Below are 21,013 nucleotides of genomic sequence, written 5' to 3'. Positions count from 1 at the left end.
ATTAACCAGTTGAATCTTGACTAAACTCGCCGCCATGTTAAAAACAGGTAAATTATATCTAACTAGCGTTGCGATAAAGGTTCTCATTAACGCACAATGTGATCAAGTTCTAATAAATTCCAGTATAAAGAGTCGGGTTAATCCGCGTGGGTAAAAAGTCGCTTATGAAGTAACCTTATTATGAGCCTGACTACCCTGATACGTGCCCGACACAGGCGGTAAGTTTTAATTTGGGGCCATTATGGAACACCTGCAAAAACCTAAAATACTTAAAATAGAAACGATTGCCTGCTCCCGCTTATTTACGGTTGAAGCCGTCGATCTCGAGTTCAGTAATGGCGTACAACGTGTCTATGAGCGCATGCGGCCATCAAATCGCGAAGCCGTCATGATCGTGCCCATTATTGGTGATGACCTATTGCTGATCCGCGAGTATGCCGTGGGTATAGAAGAGTATGAATTGGGCTTCCCCAAAGGGTTGATTGATCCCGGAGAGGGTGTATTAGAGGCCGCAAATCGCGAATTGATGGAGGAGGTTGGCTTTGGCGCTGAGCGTTTCGATTACCTCAGTAAACTGACGATGGCACCGTCCTATTTCTCCAGCAAAATGAACATTATTGTGGCGCAAAACCTTTATCCACAAAGTCTGGAAGGTGATGAGCCAGAACCGCTGCCCCAAGTGCGCTGGCCTATTGCGAATATGATGGCGCTGCTCGATGAACCGAATTTTCGCGAAGCCCGCAATGTCAGCGCCCTGTTTTTGGCTCAGGTATTTTTGACCAAAGCGGGTATGGCCTGATATTGAGCGGCTCGCCATAAAAAAACCGGGACAATCTTGCGATTTCCCGGCTTTTATTTTGGTGCTAAAGCAGCTTAGTCGCCATTAGCACTCACTTCACCGCTCGTCAGAACAACTCGTGAGTCTGGCCGTTGTCCATTAGTGTCGTACCCGCTTCATGTACTGAATACTCGGTGGGTTGTGTCCCCTCGATAAAGTACTCTGAGCGGCTACCTGGGCCGCCTGGGGATAGCTTGCCTGTCTGCTTATCAATCACGACACTGACGATACCTGGCGGTGGTGAAACTTGTTTTTCCGGCAGGCCTTCCAAGGCCGCTTTCATAAAGTCATTCCACGCCGGTTGAGCCGTTTTCGCTCCGCCCTCGGCCCCTGAAATCTGATCAGAAATAGCGCCAGATGCAGTGCTGCGGCCTAAGTCACGGCGATGATCGTCAAAACCAATCCAGACGGATGTCACGGTATCCGGGCCGTAGCCGGAGAACCAGGCATCTTTCGAGTTATTGGTGGTTCCGGTTTTACCGCCGATATCTTTGCGTTTTAAGTCGCGCCCAGCACGCCAGCCTGTGCCCATCCAGCCGGGTTCCCCGAAGATGTTGGAGTTCAATGCATCGCGCATCAAGAACGCCAGCGGTGTACTGATCACATGTGGCGCATATTGCTCATCGCTATTGAGCTTGGCCTGTGCTGGCGTAACTTGTTCCAGCTCTGGCATTGGCACATTGTTAGCATTATTCGTTTGTGAAGTTGCGACGTTTTCAGTGTTGTCGTCGGACAGCACGACCGAGCGCTGAGTGTCACCGTAAATGACCGGTAAATTACACTCTGCACATACAATTTTTGGTTTCGTTTCAAACAGCACATTGCCGGTGTCATCGGTGATTTTGGTGATGAAATACGGGTCGACCAAATAGCCGCCGTTGGCCAACACTGCATAACCGCGGACGAGCTGTAATGGTGTGAATGACGCGGAACCCAGCGCCAATGATTCTGAATGCACGATATTCTGTGCCGGGAAACCAAAGCGCTCCAGATATTCAGCGGCATAATCCACACCCATGGCACGCATTGCCCGCACCATCACCACGTTTTTCGACTGGCCTAAACCTTGACGCAGACGAATCGGGCCATCATAAGTTGGAGGCGAGTTTTTGGGCCGCCAATCGGTGCCAGCACCCGCATCCCAGCGGGTAATTGGCAAGTCGTTAAGGATGGTTGCCAGAGTCAGGCCTTTGTCCATCGCCGCGGTATACAGGAAAGGTTTGATATTCGACCCGACCTGACGCAGCGCCTGTGTCACACGGTTAAATTTACTTTGGTTAAAGTCAAAACCGCCGACCAGTGCTTTGATTGCGCCATTGTTCGGGTCAATAGAAACCAAGGCGGAATTGACGTCTGGCACTTGAGCCAACCACCAACTGTCACCTACTTTTCTGACCCAAATCTGTTGACCTGGCTGTACCACATCAGTGACTTTCTTAGGTGTTGGCCCCTGAGCATTGTCAGATTTATAGGGGCGCGCCCAACGCATACCGGCCATCGGTAACGCCACACTGTTGCCATCCGCCAATATTGCTGTCGCTTGGTCGGCATTCGCTTGCGTAACGACCGCAGGCAACAGCGGGCCATAAACCGGCAATGTTTTCAGCGAATCAATAATTTTCTCATTGCTCCATGCGCTTTCACCCACTTTCCACAACACATTGGATGGGCCGCGATAGCCGTGGCGCATGTCATAAGCCAACACATTGGCACGTAAGGAATCCACCGCCGCCAATTGGAGTTTTCTAGTGATAGTGGTGTAGACCTGATAACCATCGGTATAGGCGTTTTCGCCATAGCGCTTAATCATCTCCTGCCGCACCATTTCAGACAAATAAGGTGCTGAGAAAGCAATTTGCGGCGCATGATAGTTGGCGACCAGTTCTTCACTGCGAGCTTGCTCGTATTGCGCCTGGGTGATGTATTTTTCATCCAGCATGCGTGATAGCACAACATTACGGCGCGCAACCGCCCGGTCATGTGAGTAGAGCGGGTTGAAAGTCGAGGGCGCTTTCGGTAAACCGGCAATCATCGCCATTTGACTGAGGGTCAACTCATTGACTTCTTTACCAAAATAAACCTGCGCCGCCGCCCCGACACCATAAGCGCGGTAACCCAGATAAATCTTGTTCAGGTACAACTCAAGAATTTCATCTTTCGTCAGTAACTGTTCGATACGAATGGCCAGGAAAGCTTCCTTGATTTTGCGCATCAAGGTGCGCTCCGGGCTTAAGAAAAAGTTTCGTGCCAATTGCTGAGTAATGGTGCTGGCACCTTGAGAGGCACGGCCGGAAACCAGTGCAATAGAAGCCGCACGCAGGATACCTACTGGGTCCACACCGTGATGCTCATAGAACCGGCTGTCTTCCGTGGCAATAAACGCATGCACCATTTCTGGTGGAATTTGTTTTAGTGTCAACGGGATACGGCGCTTTTCACCGTATTGGGCGATCAATTCGCCTTCGGCGCTATACACCAACATAGGCGTTTGCAGCCGGACATCTTTCAGTGTGGCAACGTCGGGTAGCTGAGGCTCAATATATTTGTACAGGCCAAATATCGAGGCTGCTCCCAGTAAAATGCAACACACCGCAAGGATCAAAAAATACTTTACGAACTTCACCTGAGATTTCCCATTCAATGTCAATTGGGCAGTTTATAAACAACCGCGCCGTAGTATAAAGGCAAGCCCGTTACATGGATACGTTCTTTTATTCTCTCTCGACACGGAGGTCGACAAAGATGCACACACAATATTGGCAGGTTGGGCTAGATATTCAAATGGAGGCTATACGCGCCTTGGCCGTTGTCAGACGCCGTTATGGTTGGCAACTGCGGTATTGGTGGCATCAAACCTTACCTTCTGGGGCTTTGCGGGAGGGTATTTTACAACAGCCAGATGTAGTTAGCGACAAACTCAAATTATTACGCAAACAATTACCACGACATATTTCATTACGCATTGCACTGCCCGCCCAGCGTATATTGCAGCAGACTATCCCTCTTCCAGACCGGCGGCTGCGTGAACCCGAACGCACGGGGTTCATCAATGCGGAGGCAAGCAAGCTTTTCCCGGTCAACAGTCAGGAGTTGGCGCTGGATTATCGTGCTGAAGTTGGTAGTGAATTATTAATCACAGCCGCTCGCCAGTCAGAAATTCACCAATGGCAAGCATGTTTACAGCAGGCTAACCTACCATCCCCCGTAATTGATATCACCCCCTGCGCCCTGCGTTATATGGCCACGGCCGCTGGTTTATCAGGGACTTATTGGTTAGTTCATCGGCTGGCACATGAGTGGTTGTGGGTTTCCTCCAGTGAAATGCCGTTTATCTTTGGTGTGGTACCCATTGAAATTGACGAGATACAGGAATGCGACTGCGTGCGCTCGTTTAATCCGTTAACTGCTAATCCGTTAACTGCATTACTGGCACAGTTGCATACCCATCATCCCCAACCAAATGATAATCCGGTGAAAGTGTATTACAGCAGTATGATGGATGAATCCCCACCGGAAAATACCACGCGCTGGTCACCCTTTGCTGCGTTTGCTCAGTATCAGCCCCCTTTGCCCTCATCACCGGCCGCTTTCATGTTGGCTGGTGGGTTGGCATTACGCCCGGCAGATTACTGATGTATCAGGTTAATTTCTCATCATGGCGCACAGATCGCCAGCTTGCACGTTACCGATTTTGGCGCAACTTAGGGTTATGCCAAGCCCTGTTTTTTATCATCATACTGGTGGTTGTGCAGCGGCAATCACAGTTAGCGCAAATCAGTCAGCAAAGCAGCCTTACCGCGCTTTTGCACCAGCAAAAGGTATTAAGCCAGCATCATCAACAGGTGCAACAGCGGATGACACAAAAACAGCACGCGGAGCAGCGAGTGAAAATGTATCGGAAAATGCACCAATCCGCTCGCCGCTACGCAACATTATTGCAGTTGTTAGCACAGGAAATCCCCGAGAACTGCTGGTTAATCAGCCTGATACCTAAAGGTGAATATCTGGTTTTTGAGGCTGTTAGCCAAGATTACACCGCTATCCATGATTTTTTGGTGAAGTTAAGGCGTCAGCCCCTATTGGCAAATGTGCGCTTACAAAAAATTGCGCAGCAGGATGATGGTCATTTTCGATTTATGGCGCAGGCCGACTGGCAGGAGGAGGGGGTTAATGATGAATAAACAGCTTCAGCGCTGGATGGACAGGCCCGGCTGGCAGCTTTGTTTATATCAATGGGGGATACTGGCGCTGGTTGGTGCGAGTGTTTATGGCATGGTGCTGCGGCCCTTATGGCAACAGCAACGGCTAGCTACTCAGGAAATTATTCAACACCAACAACAGATTGAGCGCCAACAATCCACACTGATGCAGTTGCCATCGCTCATTTCTCTTGAGCAGCAAATTACTGTGTTGAATGCGGTTGAAGCACCGTTGCAGCCGTCAAATGCCTCAATGGCACATTTGGTGGGGCAATGGATTGTGCCGTTTGGTGGACAGGTGATGAGTTGGCAGCGGCAATCTGAACAGTCAGTGGCGGCCGGAGGAAACTCAGCCGAACAACAATTAACTGAGCAACAACAATTAACTAAGCAACAACAATTAACCAAGCAACAACAATGGCATGCAACCTTGCGGGTTAATTTTTATGGATTGCTCCATTTACTTCGTCAGTTAGCTGCAACCTCATCGCCAGTCCAAGTCCAGATAATGGGCATTACACGAGAGAAGCATGCGCTGACAGTGAAACTAAACCTAAAAGAGTCTCTTACCGGAGGTGAAAGTGAATAATCGCCGCAACAGACAGTGGATGTTTGGAGGGCTGTTGATGGTGGCATTACCGGCTTTGACGGTTGGCGCAGAACCCTTACTGGCTGAGATTGGGCGCAACCCATTTGAACGAGTATTAACAGGGGCTTGTGATGATGACCGTGAAAAACTCGCCGATTGGCAATTACAGGGCATTGTCCGGGGGGCGGATTACCATTCTGCTTGGGTACAGCGGGCGGAGGGCCAGTGGCAAAAACTGGCGATAGAAACGCGCCTATTGGCTCATTGGCAAGTGACCGACATCAGTGCGCGGCAAGTCCGCCTCCAGCATGTTAACCCAGAAAAGCCATGCTCGGGTTCATCAGGTTCTGTGGTGCTCTCGATGCGCTAAGATATTAATCATCAGTATTAAAAGGAATGAATCTGATGGGTTTCTATATATTTAAAATTAAAAATATATTTAAAATCAATAATATGGACAAATCAAAAGACGGGCTATGGGCTGCGTTTGGTATGCCGCGAGAGCTATTATTTATTTTTCTGCTGCTCGGTGTCTTACTTACCATGCCCTTTTCCATTAATGCAAAAGGCGGCTCGCCAATCTCACTGGAGTTTCAAGACACTCCTGCCCCCATGGTGTTGCAAGCACTGGCGGATTATCAGCAATTGAATTTGGTCATTGCGGCAGATATTGGCGGTAATCTTAGTCTCCGGCTGGTGGATGTCCCTTGGGAACAAGCACTTGCTATCGTTTTGCGCATGAGCCGCTTGAAAGTCGAGCGCGAAGGGGCGGTGATGATGGTTTTCACTGAACAGGATATTGAGGACAGGCGGCTGCAAGCTAAACAAAAAGCTGGCCCAGAATCACTCAGTAATTTGAGCCTTGCTTTGCAATATGCGGATGCTGAACAAGTCGCGGACAGCTTGAATCTGGCCGAGGGCGGGTTACTTTCTCCACTGGGCAGTGTGGTGGTAGATAAACGTACAAATACATTATTAATTCGTGATACTTCCGCATCATTAGCATTATTGAAAAGCTGGTTGGCAGAGATGGATTTGCCTTTACAGCAAGTACAGTTAGCTGCGCATATAGTGACCATCAGCCGTGAAAACTTGCAGGAGCTTGGCGTACGTTGGGGAATGGGGGAGCCACAACCTACATCCGCGCTGAGAATGAGTGATTTTAATGTCAATTTGCCGCTGCCTACCAGCGCAGTCAGTGCTGGATTTAATGTTGCCCGCATCGGAGGGCGGCTGCTGGAGCTGGAGTTGAGCGCTCTGGAGCAAGAAAATCAGGTCGACATTATTGCCAGCCCGCGCTTAGTAGCCTCACACCAGCAAACCGCCAGCATCAAACAAGGTTCTGATATTCCTTATACTGTCTCGCGGGGGAAGAAAGGGGCGACGACGATTGAGTTTAAAGAGGCGGTATTAGGAATGGAGGTCACACCAAAAATACTGCGTAATGGCAAAATTACTTTAAACTTAAAAATCAGCCATAATATGCCGGGAATGGCGATGAAACGTGGTGATAGTGAAACTTTGCTAATCGATAAGCAGGAAATAAAAACCCAAATAACCGTCAATAACGGCGAAACTATTGTATTAGGTGGGATTTTTCAGCAAAAAAACAGTCAAGGTGTTAATAAAGTGCCTATGTTGGCCGATATTCCTTGGTTGGGGGGGCTGTTTAAACAGGACGCCCAGCAACAAAGTCGTCGGGAGTTAGTTATTTTTATCACCCCAAGGTTGATAGGTACTTGAGCCCCAAAAGGTGCCGATTGATGAAAACAGGCCAATCTTGGTGACTTTCTGCAACTTTTTGTGTGATAGGAGGCTTCTAAATTTGACGCTGCCCCCGATTTAGCTTACAAGGGTTACCGAATTGAGCTCCGAGGTTTTTAATAACGTTGATACGCCGATAAAAACGTATGGTTTCCCTCCCACGACGTGTACAACGATTTATTCGGTTGCCAAACTACCAGAAGTGCTGAGATAATTTTCAGTCTGATCTCGCACTATCGCTCATGAGGTTTCAGTTTAGGTCCCGTTGCTAATTTGATTGGCGGGGCGGGTTATCATTAACGAATAGTCTTAGTAATACCAAAAACATGGCAGAGAAACGCAATATCTTTCTGGTTGGGCCTATGGGTGCCGGCAAAAGCACTATTGGTCGTCAGTTAGCTCAGCAACTCAATATGGAGTTTTTCGACTCTGATCAAGAAATTGAGCGACGTACCGGAGCTGACGTGGGCTGGGTATTCGACGTGGAAGGCGAAGAAGGTTTCCGCGATCGTGAAGAAAAAGTTATTAATGAACTGACGGAAAAACAGGGCATTGTTCTGGCAACCGGTGGTGGCTCTGTTAAATCCAGAGAAACCCGTAACCGTTTGTCAGCCCGTGGCGTGGTGGTGTATTTAGAAACCACCATCGAGAAGCAGTTGGCCCGCACACAGCGCGACAAAAAACGTCCGTTGTTGCAGGTTGATTCGCCTCCACGTGAGGTGTTAGAAGCACTGGCAAAAGAACGTAATCCGTTGTACGAAGAAATTGCAGATGTCACCATCCGCACTGACGATCAAAGCGCGAAAGTTGTTGCTAACCAGATTATCAACATGCTGGAAAGTAACTGATTTAGCATTTTACTAATGCCCGCGGGCGTAAGTTAAGAAGGTTACAGGGCGCGACATGGAGAAGATTACTGTCACGTTAGGGGAGCGTAGCTACCCGATTACGATTGCTGCTGGATTGTTCAAAGATCCGGCCTCTTTTAAGCCGCTAAAAGCGGGTGACCAGGTAATGCTGGTGACCAACCAAACGCTAGCGCCACTCTACCTGGATTCGCTCCGGGCAGTGCTGGAACAAAGCGGCATTAAAGTCGATCAGGTGATTTTACCTGATGGTGAACAGTATAAATCTCTGAGTGTTCTGGAGCAGGTATTTTCTGCCCTTCTGGAAAAACCGCACGGTCGTGATACTACACTTGTCGCCCTAGGTGGCGGTGTAGTAGGCGACCTGACCGGTTTTGCCGCAGCTTGTTATCAACGCGGTGTACGCTTTATTCAAGTTCCTACCACCTTACTTTCTCAAGTGGATTCCTCTGTCGGTGGTAAAACCGCAGTGAACCACCCATTGGGTAAGAACATGATTGGTGCTTTCTACCAGCCCGCATCGGTGGTGGTTGACCTTGATTGTCTCAAAACCCTCCCTCCACGTGAGCTTGCTTCCGGGCTGGCCGAAGTTATCAAATACGGTATCATTCTTGACGCCGCTTTCTTTGAGTGGCTGGAAAACAATATTGACGCTTTGTTAGCACTGGATATGTCAGCATTAGCTTACTGCATCCGCCGTTGCTGTGAATTGAAAGCCGATGTTGTTGCCGCCGACGAAAGGGAAGAGAGCGGGATGCGCGCTTTACTCAATTTGGGTCATACTTATGGTCATGCTATTGAGGCTGAAATGGGTTATGGCGTCTGGCTACACGGGGAAGCAGTTGCCGCCGGAATGATGATGGCTGCACATACCTCCCGTCGATTAGGCCAGCTTTCAGACCAAGATGTTGAGCGTATCAAGAAACTACTTTTACGTGCTGGTCTGCCAGTCAGCGGGCCGCAGGAAATGACGCCAGAGTCCTATCTGCCGCACATGATGCGAGATAAAAAAGTGCTAGCCGGTGAGCTTCGTCTGGTATTGCCAACCGCAATAGGTCGGTCAGAAGTTCGTGGTGGTGTTGCACATGATATGGTACTGGCGTCTATCACTGATTGTCAGTGATAGAAAATGGCATAAGTATATTTATTATATTCCTTTGCTGCGGGCGTTTTAGCTTGTTAGCAGTCAGTAAAATCAATCAGCCGGACTGCAATGATAAATGCGGTAGGCTTTTGCCTCTAGTTGGAGGGTTTAGATGGATGATTTAAAGCCGGAAGACGATCTGAAACCAGATAGCAGTGACCGTCGCCCAACACGTGCCCGCAAGTCCTCGACTGGGCCTAAGCTTGCTGTTTCACGCCAACATATGATGATTGGTATTGGCATTTTAGTGCTGCTGCTGATCATTATTGCCATTGGTTCAGCCTTAAAAGCCCCGACCGAGCATGAAGCATCGCAACAAAATCCAAATGTGGATGCTGCGCGAAATATTAATCTGTCTGATTCATCTTCACTGACCAGTGGCAGCAATACTCAGCCAGCCGTGGCAAATAACACCACCGATGGTCATGATGCCAATGGCGTGAGAAATACCGCTCAGCCACAAGATATCAATGTGCCGCCGATTTCTCCGACACCGACCGAGGCCGCTCCGCAGTCTTCTGTCAATAATTCAACTCAACGTGTTGAATTGCCTGGGAATATGTCTGATGCGCTTTCTCAGGCCCAGGGGCAGGTCGATACTCTGTCTCAGAATATGAATGACGGCCCGACCTCCACACTGCCGACGGCACCAGCTACCGTTTCAACCTCGAAAGGGGCCAAAGCGCCAGTAGCACGGGAACCGATGACTCATCCGACGCAGAAACAGGCCACGGCAGCGACTAAACAATCAGCAACGAATTCATCCGCTGTTAGCCATAAAAATCCGACAACAGCCGTCTCTCCAGCCGCTTCTGCGGTGGCGAAGTCAGGTTCGGCTGGCAGCAGCAGCGCATTGAAAAATGCTCCTGGTAGCCACTTCACGTTACAACTGAGCAGCGCATCGCGCTCAGATACCTTGAATGCCTATGCTAAGCAGCAAAAACTATCTGACTATCATGTATATGAAACTAAACGTGATGGTAAGCCTTGGTACATCTTAGTGAGTGGCAATTACGCCTCCTCTGCTGATGCTAAAAGGGCGATAGCCACATTACCCGCTGATGTTCAGGCGAAAAAACCGTGGGTTAAACCTGTACAACAAGTACAGCAAGACCTTAAAAAATAAATCATTCTTATTTGTGCGCTGATGTGCTGTCTGAAACAGAGTACAATCTGCGGCTCTGAATTATTAAGTAGCTAACTGACGGCATGAAGAAAAACCGCGCTTTTTTAAAATGGGCTGGTGGGAAATATCCGCTGGTTGATGACATTCGACGCCATCTTCCAGCGGGAGACTGCTTGATAGAGCCATTCGTCGGTGCGGGGTCGGTGTTTCTTAACACTGAGTATGAATCTTACATACTGGCCGATATCAACAGTGATCTCATTAACCTCTACAATATTGTAAAGAACCGCACTGATGGCTTCGTGCGGGATGCTCGTGTTTTATTCACGGGCGATTTCAATAATTCCGAGAGTTTTTATCAACTGCGTCAAGAGTTTAACGCCAGTGCCGATACCTATCGCCGTGCTTTATTATTTCTCTATTTGAATCGCCATTGTTATAACGGTCTGTGCCGTTATAATTTGAGCGGTGAATTCAATGTGCCTTTCGGTCGTTACAAAAAACCTTATTTCCCCGAAAATGAGCTGTATTGGTTTGCTGAAAAATCGCAAAATGCTGTTTTTGTTTGTGAGCATTATCAGGAAACTTTATTAAAAGCTGTGCACGGGGCGGTGGTTTACTGCGATCCTCCGTATGCGCCATTATCAGCGACGGCTAATTTTACGGCATATCACACCAGTAATTTTGGTTTAGCGGATCAACAGAATCTGGCTCGTCTGGCTTACCAGCTATCAGCAGAAAATAAGATCCCGGTTCTAATTTCTAATCACGACACAGAGCTGACGCGCGATTGGTATCATCAGGCGTCACTGCATGTGGTCAAAGCGCGCCGAACTATCAGCCGTAATATCCTTGGCCGTAGTAAAGTGAACGAGCTTTTGGCGCTGTATAGCTGAGCGGGAACTGCCGCTCGGTAAAGATTCAAACCCCATGGTTTGTGAGAAAAGCTTGTTACGCTGAAACCTCATAAAACAAAGAGATACGTTTGGAGAAGCGGATGAAAAAGTTTTTAATTGCCCCGTCTATTCTGTCAGCAGATTTTGCCCGCCTGGGCGACGATACCGCTAAGGTGCTTGCTGCCGGTGCTGATGTTGTGCATTTTGATGTGATGGACAATCATTACGTTCCTAATCTGACTATCGGGCCGATGGTGTGCAAGGCTTTGCGTGATTACGGTATTACCGCCCCTATTGATGTCCATCTGATGGTGAAACCGGTCGATCGTATTGTCCCGGATTTCGCCAAAGCCGGTGCCACGTATATTTCATTCCATCCTGAAGCTTCAGAGCATGTTGACCGCACTTTGCAACTCATCAAAGAGAGTGGCTGCAAGGCGGGTTTGGTGTTTAACCCCGCCACCCCGCTTAGCTACCTTGATTATGTGATGGATAAGCTGGATGTTATTTTGCTGATGTCGGTGAACCCCGGCTTCGGCGGGCAGTCTTTCATTCCCGAAACACTGAACAAATTGAAGCAAGTGCGCAAGCTGATTGATGACAGCGGCTATGACATTCGTCTGGAAGTAGATGGCGGCGTCAAAGTGGATAATATCCGCGATATCGCGGCTGCCGGTGCTGATATGTTTGTCGCCGGTTCGGCAATCTTTAGTCAGCCGGACTATAAAAGTGTGATTGATGCCATGCGCAGTGAATTGGCCAAATCTGCCCATGACTAAATTTGATGCTATCCGCGGTGTGGCTTTTGATCTCGATGGCACATTAGTTGATAGTGCACCGGGGCTGGCCAGCGCGATTGATCTGGCGCTGGCACATCAAGATTTACCGGTCGCAGGCCAATATTTGGTCTCAACCTGGATTGGCAATGGCGCTGATGTATTAGTCGAGCGCGCGCTACGCTGGGCGGGTCGCGAGCCAGATGCGCCATTAGTGGCACATACTCGTGAACTGTTTGACCACTATTACGCCCAGACAGTCGAGCAGGGCAGCCAGCTATTTCCGCAAGTGAAAGCGACATTGGCGCAGTTGGCGGCCAGTGGTTTGCCGATGGGCCTGATTACCAATAAGCCCACGCCATTCGTCGCCCCACTGCTAGCGTCCTTGGGTATTGCCGATTATTTCTCCGTCATCATTGGCGGTGATGATGTGGTGGTGAAGAAACCCCATCCCGCGCCCTTGTATTTATTGCTGGCTAAGCTTGGCTTGCATGCCCGTGAAATGCTGTTTGTTGGTGATTCACGTAATGATATTATGGCCGCGCAGGCGGCGGGTTGCCCCTGTGTCGGGCTGACCTATGGATATAACTATGGTGAAGCTATTGCCACCAGTCATCCCGACTGCGTGCTAGAGCACTTTGCCTGTCTGTTGCCCGCTCTCGGGCTGCCATCTTTAAAAGATCAGGAAGCATAAAATGAGTAAACCCACTGAAATATCTGCTGTATCCGATAAACAAAAACCTATCGTATTTAGCGGCGCGCAACCGTCCGGCGAATTGACTATTGGCAATTACATGGGTGCATTGCGTCAGTGGGTACAAATGCAAGATGACTATGATTGCATTTATTGCATTGTTGACTTGCATGCCATCACGGCTCGTCAGGATCCAGCCTTGTTACGCAAAAGAACTCTGGACACCTTGGCTCTGTATCTGGCTTGCGGTATTGACCCGAAGAAAAGCACCATTTTTGTTCAATCCCATGTGCCAGAACACTCCCAACTGGGCTGGGCGCTGAACTGCTACACCTATTTCGGCGAACTGAGCCGCATGACCCAGTTCAAAGACAAATCAGCCCGTTACGCTGAAAACATTAACGCCGGTTTGTTTGATTATCCGGTGTTGATGGCAGCGGATATTTTGCTGTATCAGACTAACCAAGTGCCGGTCGGTGAAGACCAGAAGCAACATCTGGAACTGAGCCGTGATATTGCCAGCCGATTCAATAATCTGTACGGCGATATCTTCAAAATTCCTGAGCCGTTTATTCCTAAAGCCGGTGCGCGGGTGATGTCTTTGCAGGACCCAACCAAAAAAATGTCCAAATCTGATGACAACCGCAATAATGTCATCGAATTGCTGGAAGATCCGAAATCTGTGGTGAAAAAGATTAAGCGCGCGATGACGGATTCTGACGAGCCAGCGGTTATCCGCTATGACACAGAGAAGAAAGCCGGTGTTTCTAATTTGCTGGATATCTTGTCAGGTGTGACTGGGCAGCCTGTTCCTGAGCTGGAAGCCCAGTTTGAAGGCCAAATGTATGGTCATTTGAAAGGTGCGGTTGCGGAGGCGGTTTCTGGCATGCTGAGCGAGCTACAGGCGCGTTATCATCAATATCGCGAAGACGAAGCTTTCTTGCAGGAAGTGATGCGTGACGGGGCGGCTAAGGCGCGTGCTCGCGCACAAGAAACGCTGGCAAAAGTGTATGAAGCGATTGGTTTTGTTGCCCATCCGTAAGTGAATCAATCAGTGCGTCAGTCGAAGGGGGATTTCTCCCCCTTCAGAGTCAATTCAGTTTAACCCACCTGTTCAATTTGCTCCTTTACCTCAGCTTTGCCGTGTTCCGCACTGGAAAACCAATTCAGTTTTTTGCGCAAACTGACCACACTGCCGACAATAATCAAGCTCGGGCTGCTGACCTGCTGCGAAAGCAGTGCCAATTGACTCAGTTCGCCGCTGACTACCCGCTGATGTCGCGAGGTGCCATTCTCGACCAGAGCAACTGGCGTAGTGGCTGGCATGCCGTGCCGAATTAATTGCTGCTGAATCTCGCCCGCTTGTGATAACCCCATATAAAACACCAGAGTTTGCTTTTCTGCCGCCAGATTGGCCCAATCTAACTGACTGTCTTTCTTGGCGTGGCCGGTAATCAGCCGCACACTTTGGGCGTGATCGCGGTGAGTTAGGGGAATGCCGCTGTAGGCTGAGCAGCCAGACGCCGCTGTTATCCCCGGCACCACGGAAAACGGAATATTGTAATCTGCCAGTGTTTCCAGTTCTTCGCCGCCACGGCCAAAAATAAACGGGTCGCCGCCTTTCAAGCGCACCACACGTTTCCCCTGCTGCGCCTGCTGCAAAAGAATCTGATTGATTTGATCTTGTGGAACACTATGGCGGCCAGACTCTTTGCCGACAAAAATGCGCTCGGCATCGCGGCGCACCAAATTCATTACTTCATCGGACACCAGCCGGTCATAGACCACCACGTCTGCTTGCTGAATCTGCTGCAAACCTTTCAATGTCAGCAAACCGGCATCGCCCGGCCCGGCCCCCACCAACACCACTTCACCGCGGTCAGACAGTGGCGTATTGAACAGTTGCTCAACATGCTGCTCGACTTGCACCTGATCCTCATTCGCCAGTGATTGCGCCAGCCGGTCGTGGGTCAGCAGTTTTTCCCAGAAGCGGCGGCGGTCAGTCATGGCGGCAAAATGCTGTTTCACCCGCTGGCGTAAATTGCCCGCTAACTGTGCTAACTGCCCCAAATGCTGTGGCAGCATGGCCTCGAGTTTCTCTCGCAGCAATCGCGCTAATACTGGCGCTTTACCGCCCGAGGAGATGGCAATCATGATAGGAGAGCGGTCAATGATTGATGGCATGATAAAACTGGTGCGTTTCGGGTCATCAACTACATTGCAGAACACCCGCTGTTGATTGGCACTTTGATAAACCAAAGCATTGACGGCCACCTGATCCGTTGCGGCAATCACCAGCCATTTTTCTGCCAATAGCCCGGGTACAAACTCGCCGCTGACTAAAGAAAGCCGCCCCTCATCAGCCCAATCATGAAACTGCGGCGTAAACTCGCACGCATTGACGGTGACGGCGGCACCGGCATCCAGCAACAAGCGGGCTTTGCGTTCGGCCACTTCACCTCCACCGACCAGCAGGCAGGCTTTGTTTTGCAGTTGGCAGAAAATCGGGAAGTAGTCCATGGGCAATCCTTCAGGTTGAGGCCGCTAGGGGGTAAAATCAGCCCCTAAGAGCTGGTGAATTCGGGTATCAGACTGCTGATAAAGTCAATTGAAGGGGAATCGTGCCGTTGGGGTCGTAGCGACGTAAGTCGCCGGAGTGCCCCTCGGTGCGGTAAACTCTTCACTCACTGAGCTATCAATCGACCTCGTATAACTCACTCTTGCACTGCTTGTGGCGCATTGATGGCCGCTGGCTGTGGGCGTTGTTCCCGTGGGGTGGCATACCAGTAGCCCAGCCCCATAAAAACCACGCCTGACAAGGTATTGCCCAGTGTGACCCATAACAGGTTGTGGCCGATGCCGCTTAAGGTATAAGCCTCACTGTGATGACCAAACCACGACAACGCAAATAGGGTCATATTGGCCACTGAGTGTTCGTAACCAGAGGCAATAAAGGCCAGCAAACACCACCAGATGGCAATGAATTTGGCAGCACCCTCTACGCGGATTGCCATCCAGATTGCCAGACAAACCAGCCAGTTACATAATACACCCTTGAAGAATAAGGTCATAGCGGGCGCAGAGGTTTTTGCCAGCGCCGCGGTGTGTACCAAACTGGTGTCAACGGACAGCAAATTGCCGCCGCCGTAGTAATAGAGCAGGGCGACAAAAACAGAACCCAACAAATTCCCCAGCCAGGTTTGTGGTAAAACTGCCCACATTTGGCTGGATTTGATGGTGCCGGCTTTGACACCAAAGGTCAGGAACATGGTGTGACCGGTAAACAATTCAGAGCCGGCAATAATCACCAAGGTCAACGCCAGACCAAAGGTGGCTCCCATCACTAATGGGCGGTAAGCCGGGTCAATCAGGTTACCCAGTGTGAAAATCAGAATAATGCCAAGGCCGACATAGGCACCGGCCATTGCCGAACCAATCCAAAAGCCCAGCGGGCTTTCTTTCGCCAGTTTGACGATTCGGGCCGCATTGGCCGCGCATTTGTTGATGGTGTCTGTATACATATTCTATCCCAGTCCCCTAGCTCTCGACGCCGCAGCAGTGTTTGCTGCGACGCCAATATCCTTGGGGATAATTGAAGTTATTTTTATCAGCATCCGGCATTTGCCAGAACCCGTTATCTATTACGCTTTGACTTGCACTATGCCGTCACGAACCCGCACGTCGTAATGGGTCACTGAGCGAGATTCATCTTCCAGACATAAACCATCATGCAGGCGAAAATGCTGTTTTTTCAGGGGGCTAGCCACCCACAAGTCACCTTGATGTTCTGCAATTAATCCACGCGACAACACGCTGGCCTGAGCAAAGGGGTCAATATTGCTGATAGCAAAAACATGTTCGTCGGTATAAGGCCGGAAGACCGCGACGTGATGCTCGCCAATCAGACCGCATACGCCGCTACCGGGCAAAATGTCATTTAATGGGCAAAGTGGGATCCACTGGCTCATAGGTTTTCCTCCAGTTCCAGCATCCGGACTGGGATGCGTTCTTCCGGGCGGGCCGGGCGATGTTGGTCGCGTTCGCGCACCACTTGTACATTGGGGTCGCGCAGCGGGCTGTTGATAAAGTGGGCGAAACGGACTTGCGCCGCAGGGTTTTCCACGGTGACTTTCCATTCGCAGACGACTTTGTCGCGCAGACGGGCAATATCAGTTTCGAGCTGATCATTAATGCCCAGTTTGTCGTCGAGAATAACGGCGCGCAGGTAATTAATGCCGCCCTCCAGACTTTCCAGCCACACCGAGGTGCGTTGCAGCTTATCGGCGGTGCGGATATAGAACATCATAAAGCGGTCGAGATAGCGCATCAGGGTTTCTTCGTCCAGATCCGCTGCCAGTAAATCCGCATGACGAGGTTTCATGCCGCCGTTACCGCAAACATACAAGTTCCAGCCATTTTCGGTGGCAATAATCCCGACATCTTTGCCCTGTGCTTCAGAACATTCACGGGTACAGCCGGAGACACCAAATTTCATTTTGTGTGGTGTGCGGATGCCCTTATAACGGTGTTCCAGCGCCACACCAAAGCCAACGCTGTCACCCACGCCAAAGCGGCACCAGGTGCTACCGACACAGGTTTTTGCCATGCGCAGGGCTTTGGCATAGGCGTGTCCGGTCTCAAAGCCCGCTTCAATCAACTGCGCCCAGATAGCGGGCAGGTCGTCTTTTTGCGCGCCAAACATCCCGACGCGCTGTGAGCCAGTCAGTTTGGTGTAGAGATTATATTCTTTGGCGATGCGGCCTATGGCCAGCAAGCCGTCAGGGGTGATTTCCCCACCCGGTGAGCGCGGGATAACCGAGTAAGTGCCGTCTTTTTGGATATTGCCGAGGAAGTTGTCGTTGGTGTCTTGCAACGGGGTATGTTGCGGTTCCAAGACATATTCATTCCAGCAGGATGCCAGCAGTGAGCCGACCGTCGGTTTACAGACTTCGCAGCCGTAACCTTTGCCGTATTTTTCCAGCAAGGCATCGAAATTTTTAATCTGTTCAACGCGAATCAGGTGGTATAGCTCTTGGCGCGAATAGGCAAAGTGCTCACATAAATGATGATTAACTTCAATACCTTGCTTGCTGAGTTCGGCATTTAACACTTGGGTGACGAGTGGAATACAGCCGCCGCAGCCGGTACCGGCTTTGGTAGCCGATTTCAGCGCCGCCACGGTATGGCAGCCCTGGCCGATAGCCTGAATAATATCGCCCTTGGTGACATCAAAACAGGAGCAGATTTGCGCACTGTCCGGCAGGGAGTCGACCCCCATCGCCGGTTTGCTACCGGCATGAGCCGGTAAAATCAGACTGTCTGGATTTTCCGGTAGCTCAATATTGTTCAGTGCCAATTGCAGCAGATTGCCGTAATCGCTGGTATCGCCCACCAGCACTGCCCCGAGCAGGGTTTTGTTGTCGGCACTGACTACCAAACGCTTGTAAATCTCTTTACTTTCATCCAGATAGACATAACTGCGCGCGCCTTCAGTGCGGCCATGGGCATCACCAATTCCGCCGACATCTACCCCCAGTAGTTTGAGCTTGGCGCTCATGTCCGCGCCGTGGAAAGCATTTTCACGGCCCAATAAATGGTCGGCGGTCACTTGCGCCATTTTGTAACCCGGCGCAACCAGCCCGAAAGTCCGCTCTTGCCATGATGCGCATTCGCCAATGGCGTACACATCCGGATCAGAGGTCTGGCAATTATCATTGATAGCAATACCACCACGGCGTGCTGTGGCTAAACCGCATTGATGGGCCAGTTTGTCTTGTGGACGGATGCCGGTGGAAAAGACGATAAAATCGACTTCCAGCTGCGAACCATCAGCAAACAGCATAGTTTTGCGGCTGTTTTGCCCGCTATGGACAATTTCTTGCGTATTTTTGCCGGTGTGAACTCGGACGCCCATGCGCTCAATCTTCTGGCGCAGTTGGTCACCGCCCATGGGATCAAGCTGTTCAGCCATCAATACGGGTGCAAATTCAATGACATGAGTTTCAACGCCGAGGCTTTTCAGTGCGCCAGCCGCTTCCAATCCTAATAACCCGCCGCCGATCACCGCCCCGCGTTTGCTGCGACGGGTGCAAGCTTCAATGGCATTTAAGTCTTCAATGGTGCGGTAAACAAAGCAATCTTGCCCTTCGCTGCCTTTAATCGGCGGGATCCACGGATAAGAGCCCGTCGCCATAATCAGCTTGTCGTAATACAGAGTACGGCCGCTGTTGGAATGGATGACTTTCTCTTTACGATTGATGGTAATCGCGCGTTCGCCGACCAGCACATTGACGCCGTGCTTTTCATAAAAACCTTCGCGAACCAGTGACAGTTCTTCCGCAGTGTGGTGGGAGAAATAAGAAGAAAGATGAACCCGGTCATAAGCGATGCGCGGTTCTTCGCAAAATACGGTTATCTCAAATTGGTCTTTATCTGCTTTATCTAATAAGTCTTCAATAAAGCGGTGGCCGACCATGCCGTTGCCGATGATGGCAAGCTTGACTTTGCTCATTTTTGCCTCAATTTTTAATTTTCTACCCTCACCTTAATCTTCCGCACGGCGCACTTATTGATGTAAATCAATTTGCTCCCTATATACCTCTAAGGTGGTAGATGGCTGATTTTTAACGTTTTTTATAAGTTGTGGATTTCATTCATGTTTAGCTGAATGGTTTCAGTTTTGGTTTTTTGATTTATTAAAATAAAACGGTGTTTTATTAAAAGAAAATCGGGCGAGGGGAGATGGGTCGGGTAAGCTAAAGGGTAATAATGAAAAACAATCATGGAGGCCTTTATGGCGGGCAAATCTTTAATCCCTCATTTATTAAACACTATCAATAATGTCCGCCTTAGTGGGCAAACGGGGCTGTGGCAGATAACCATTGCAGACGGCAAAATCACCGCGATTGCGCCACAACCGGAGCAGACCGTCGCCGGTGAGGGGATATTGGATGCACAAGGTGGGCTGGCTTTGCCGCCATTTATTGAGCCGCATATTCATCTGGATACCACTCAAACTGCCGGGCAGCCCAGTTGGAATCAATCCGGCACCTTGTTTGAGGGCATTGAGCGCTGGGCTGAGCGCAAAGCGCTACTGACTCGCGAGGATGTTAAACAGCGCGCCTGGCAAACCTTAAAATGGCAAATAGCCAATGGAATTCAGCATGTTCGCACCCATGTTGATGTTTCTGACCCCAGTTTGACCGCTTTGAGCGCGATGTTGGAAGTCAAAGAAGAAGTCAGTCCGTGGGTGGATATGCAGATTGTGGCCTTCCCACAAGAGGGAATTCTCTCTTATCCCGAGGGGGCCGCACTGCTGGAAGAGGCGCTGCGGCTAGGCGCTGATGTGGTTGGCGCGATTCCTCATTTTGAATTTACTCGTGAATATGGCGTCGAATCGCTGCATATTGCCTTTGCATTGGCGCAGAAATATCAGCGGCTGGTGGATGTTCATTGTGATGAAATTGATGATGAACAGTCGCGCTTTGTCGAAACGGTGGCGGCATTGGCGCACCGGGAGAACATGGGCGCACGGGTGACCGCCAGCCATACCACGGCGATGCACTCTTATAATGGCGCTTATACCTCGCGGTTATTCCGTCTGCTGAAAATGTCCGGCATTAATTTTGTTGCTAACCCGCTGGTAAATATTCACTTGCAAGGGCGCTTTGACACTTATCCCAAGCGGCGCGGTATTACTCGGGTGAAAGAGATGCTGGCGGCAGAGATTAATGTTTGTTTCGGTCATGACGATGTGTTCGACCCGTGGTATCCACTGGGCACCGCCAATATGTTGCAGGTGCTGCATATGGGATTACATATCTGTCAGTTGATGGGCTATGGCCAAATCAATGATGGGCTGAATTTGATCACCACCCACAGCGCCAGAACGTTGAATTTGTCGGATTATGGTTTGCAGCCGGGGAATAGCGCTAACGTGATTATTCTGCCCGCCGACAATGGTTTTGATGCTGTACGGCGACAGGTACCGGTGCATTATTCTATTCGCCATGGCGTGGTGATCGCCAAGACGCAACCGACAGAAAGTCGGATATATTTAGGGCAGGAAGAAATAGTTAGCTTTAAATAAAAAAACAGTGATTGCCCTGCAACCGAGATGGC

General features: G+C 50.0%; 19 protein-coding genes. 14 read left to right on the top strand and 5 right to left on the bottom strand.

Translation table 11 applies throughout. The features are described from left to right. The first annotated feature begins 241 nt into the window (after nucleotides 1–241). Nucleotides 242–799 (top strand): ADP compounds hydrolase NudE, encoded by a 558-nt coding sequence (nudE, locus tag OVO64_RS05700; protein WP_038637236.1) that lies wholly within the window; start codon nucleotides 242–244, stop codon nucleotides 797–799. A gap of 106 nt (nucleotides 800–905) precedes the next feature. Here the strand turns inward: nudE and mrcA are convergent, their stop codons facing one another. Further along, nucleotides 906–3,461 carry a peptidoglycan glycosyltransferase/peptidoglycan DD-transpeptidase MrcA gene (mrcA, locus tag OVO64_RS05695; protein ID WP_038637233.1) on the bottom strand — a complete coding sequence of 852 codons (2,556 nt, stop codon included), beginning with the start codon at nucleotides 3,459–3,461 and terminating at the stop codon, nucleotides 906–908. Nucleotides 3,462–3,580: 119 nt separating this feature from the next. Between mrcA and pilM the strand changes: the two genes are divergently transcribed. The 12 genes from pilM (at nucleotide 3,581) to trpS (ending at nucleotide 13,934) form a co-directional block, all read left to right on the top strand. Then, nucleotides 3,581–4,471, top strand: a complete 891-nt coding sequence (gene pilM, locus OVO64_RS05690) for a type IV pilus biogenesis protein PilM (protein WP_038637230.1) — start codon at nucleotides 3,581–3,583, stop codon at nucleotides 4,469–4,471. Further along, on the top strand, nucleotides 4,471–5,019 hold the full coding sequence (locus tag OVO64_RS05685; RefSeq protein ID WP_145509944.1) for a PilN domain-containing protein: 549 nt from the start codon (nucleotides 4,471–4,473) through the stop codon (nucleotides 5,017–5,019). The genes pilM and OVO64_RS05685 overlap by 1 nt, the downstream gene beginning before the upstream one ends. Continuing rightward, nucleotides 5,012–5,626 carry a hypothetical protein gene (locus OVO64_RS05680; protein ID WP_050291916.1) on the top strand — a complete coding sequence of 205 codons (615 nt, stop codon included), beginning with the start codon at nucleotides 5,012–5,014 and terminating at the stop codon, nucleotides 5,624–5,626. The genes OVO64_RS05685 and OVO64_RS05680 overlap by 8 nt, the downstream gene beginning before the upstream one ends. Before the next feature lie 19 nt (nucleotides 5,627–5,645). Beyond that, a complete protein-coding gene (locus OVO64_RS05675; protein WP_038639913.1) occupies nucleotides 5,646–5,996 on the top strand; it encodes a pilus assembly protein PilP in 351 nt (116 codons plus the stop codon). A 173-nt stretch (nucleotides 5,997–6,169) separates the two neighbouring features. Beyond that, nucleotides 6,170–7,369, top strand: coding sequence for a DNA uptake porin HofQ (gene hofQ / locus OVO64_RS05670; protein ID WP_072089165.1), 1,200 nt, complete (start codon nucleotides 6,170–6,172; stop codon nucleotides 7,367–7,369). Between the two features lie 347 nt (nucleotides 7,370–7,716). Beyond that, the gene (aroK, locus tag OVO64_RS05665; protein ID WP_004391482.1) at nucleotides 7,717–8,238 is read left to right on the top strand and encodes a shikimate kinase AroK; all 522 of its coding nucleotides are present in this window, start codon (nucleotides 7,717–7,719) and stop codon (nucleotides 8,236–8,238) included. 55 nt (nucleotides 8,239–8,293) lie between these two features. Continuing rightward, the gene (aroB, locus tag OVO64_RS05660) at nucleotides 8,294–9,379 is read left to right on the top strand and encodes a 3-dehydroquinate synthase (RefSeq protein WP_038637220.1); all 1,086 of its coding nucleotides are present in this window, start codon (nucleotides 8,294–8,296) and stop codon (nucleotides 9,377–9,379) included. 133 nt (nucleotides 9,380–9,512) lie between these two features. Further along, a complete protein-coding gene (locus tag OVO64_RS05655; RefSeq protein WP_038637217.1) occupies nucleotides 9,513–10,526 on the top strand; it encodes an SPOR domain-containing protein in 1,014 nt (337 codons plus the stop codon). A gap of 83 nt (nucleotides 10,527–10,609) precedes the next feature. Next, on the top strand, nucleotides 10,610–11,422 hold the full coding sequence (gene dam / locus OVO64_RS05650; protein WP_038637213.1) for an adenine-specific DNA-methyltransferase: 813 nt from the start codon (nucleotides 10,610–10,612) through the stop codon (nucleotides 11,420–11,422). Between the two features lie 101 nt (nucleotides 11,423–11,523). Beyond that, nucleotides 11,524–12,201: a ribulose-phosphate 3-epimerase gene (gene rpe, locus OVO64_RS05645; protein ID WP_038637210.1), complete on the top strand. Its 678-nt coding sequence runs from the start codon at nucleotides 11,524–11,526 to the stop codon at nucleotides 12,199–12,201. Continuing rightward, complete coding sequence (locus OVO64_RS05640) at nucleotides 12,194–12,892, top strand: phosphoglycolate phosphatase (protein WP_038637207.1); 699 nt, start codon at nucleotides 12,194–12,196, stop codon at nucleotides 12,890–12,892. The genes rpe and OVO64_RS05640 overlap by 8 nt, the downstream gene beginning before the upstream one ends. Nucleotide 12,893: 1 nt before the next feature. Next, nucleotides 12,894–13,934 (top strand): tryptophan--tRNA ligase, encoded by a 1,041-nt coding sequence (gene trpS / locus OVO64_RS05635; RefSeq protein WP_267248660.1) that lies wholly within the window; start codon nucleotides 12,894–12,896, stop codon nucleotides 13,932–13,934. A gap of 59 nt (nucleotides 13,935–13,993) precedes the next feature. Here the strand turns inward: trpS and cysG are convergent, their stop codons facing one another. The 4 genes from cysG to nirB form a co-directional block, all read right to left on the bottom strand. Then, nucleotides 13,994–15,412, bottom strand: coding sequence for a siroheme synthase CysG (cysG, locus tag OVO64_RS05630; protein WP_145509942.1), 1,419 nt, complete (start codon nucleotides 15,410–15,412; stop codon nucleotides 13,994–13,996). A gap of 194 nt (nucleotides 15,413–15,606) precedes the next feature. After that, nucleotides 15,607–16,413 (bottom strand): nitrite transporter NirC, encoded by an 807-nt coding sequence (nirC, locus tag OVO64_RS05625; protein ID WP_145509941.1) that lies wholly within the window; start codon nucleotides 16,411–16,413, stop codon nucleotides 15,607–15,609. Between the two features lie 120 nt (nucleotides 16,414–16,533). Further along, nucleotides 16,534–16,860 (bottom strand): nitrite reductase small subunit NirD, encoded by a 327-nt coding sequence (nirD, locus tag OVO64_RS05620; protein ID WP_038637197.1) that lies wholly within the window; start codon nucleotides 16,858–16,860, stop codon nucleotides 16,534–16,536. Beyond that, entirely contained in the window at nucleotides 16,857–19,403 is a 2,547-nt protein-coding gene (nirB, locus tag OVO64_RS05615) for a nitrite reductase large subunit NirB (RefSeq protein ID WP_038637195.1), read from the bottom strand. Before nirB ends, nirD begins: the two co-directional genes overlap by 4 nt. A gap of 270 nt (nucleotides 19,404–19,673) precedes the next feature. Here nirB and OVO64_RS05610 point away from each other — a divergent pair, with 270 nt between their 5' ends. Next, nucleotides 19,674–20,981 (top strand): cytosine deaminase, encoded by a 1,308-nt coding sequence (locus OVO64_RS05610; RefSeq protein ID WP_416371388.1) that lies wholly within the window; start codon nucleotides 19,674–19,676, stop codon nucleotides 20,979–20,981. The last annotated feature ends 32 nt before the right edge of the window (nucleotides 20,982–21,013 follow it).

It is taken from the genome of Yersinia sp. Marseille-Q5920 (assembly GCF_946902935.1).
In the GTDB taxonomy this organism is placed as follows: Bacteria; Pseudomonadota; Gammaproteobacteria; order Enterobacterales; family Enterobacteriaceae; genus Yersinia; species Yersinia rochesterensis.
The sequence above is the reverse complement of the archived record's forward strand: the minus strand, read 5'-3'. Positions and strand labels throughout refer to the sequence as shown.

Coding starts and splice junctions, on each gene's coding strand:
- OVO64_RS05655 (WP_038637217.1), top strand. CDS start 9,513: ATGGATGATTTAAAGCCGGAAGACGATCTGAAACCAGATAGCAGTGAC.
- nirB (WP_038637195.1), bottom strand. CDS start 19,403: ATGAGCAAAGTCAAGCTTGCCATCATCGGCAACGGCATGGTCGGCCAC.
- nirC (WP_145509941.1), bottom strand. CDS start 16,413: ATGTATACAGACACCATCAACAAATGCGCGGCCAATGCGGCCCGAATC.
- trpS (WP_267248660.1), top strand. CDS start 12,894: ATGAGTAAACCCACTGAAATATCTGCTGTATCCGATAAACAAAAACCT.
- rpe (WP_038637210.1), top strand. CDS start 11,524: ATGAAAAAGTTTTTAATTGCCCCGTCTATTCTGTCAGCAGATTTTGCC.
- aroK (WP_004391482.1), top strand. CDS start 7,717: ATGGCAGAGAAACGCAATATCTTTCTGGTTGGGCCTATGGGTGCCGGC.
- pilM (WP_038637230.1), top strand. CDS start 3,581: ATGCACACACAATATTGGCAGGTTGGGCTAGATATTCAAATGGAGGCT.
- nudE (WP_038637236.1), top strand. CDS start 242: ATGGAACACCTGCAAAAACCTAAAATACTTAAAATAGAAACGATTGCC.
- hofQ (WP_072089165.1), top strand. CDS start 6,170: ATGCCCTTTTCCATTAATGCAAAAGGCGGCTCGCCAATCTCACTGGAG.
- OVO64_RS05610 (WP_416371388.1), top strand. CDS start 19,674: ATGGAGGCCTTTATGGCGGGCAAATCTTTAATCCCTCATTTATTAAAC.
- OVO64_RS05685 (WP_145509944.1), top strand. CDS start 4,471: ATGTATCAGGTTAATTTCTCATCATGGCGCACAGATCGCCAGCTTGCA.
- nirD (WP_038637197.1), bottom strand. CDS start 16,860: ATGAGCCAGTGGATCCCACTTTGCCCATTAAATGACATTTTGCCCGGT.
- OVO64_RS05680 (WP_050291916.1), top strand. CDS start 5,012: ATGAATAAACAGCTTCAGCGCTGGATGGACAGGCCCGGCTGGCAGCTT.
- aroB (WP_038637220.1), top strand. CDS start 8,294: ATGGAGAAGATTACTGTCACGTTAGGGGAGCGTAGCTACCCGATTACG.
- OVO64_RS05640 (WP_038637207.1), top strand. CDS start 12,194: ATGACTAAATTTGATGCTATCCGCGGTGTGGCTTTTGATCTCGATGGC.
- OVO64_RS05675 (WP_038639913.1), top strand. CDS start 5,646: ATGTTTGGAGGGCTGTTGATGGTGGCATTACCGGCTTTGACGGTTGGC.
- cysG (WP_145509942.1), bottom strand. CDS start 15,412: ATGGACTACTTCCCGATTTTCTGCCAACTGCAAAACAAAGCCTGCCTG.
- dam (WP_038637213.1), top strand. CDS start 10,610: ATGAAGAAAAACCGCGCTTTTTTAAAATGGGCTGGTGGGAAATATCCG.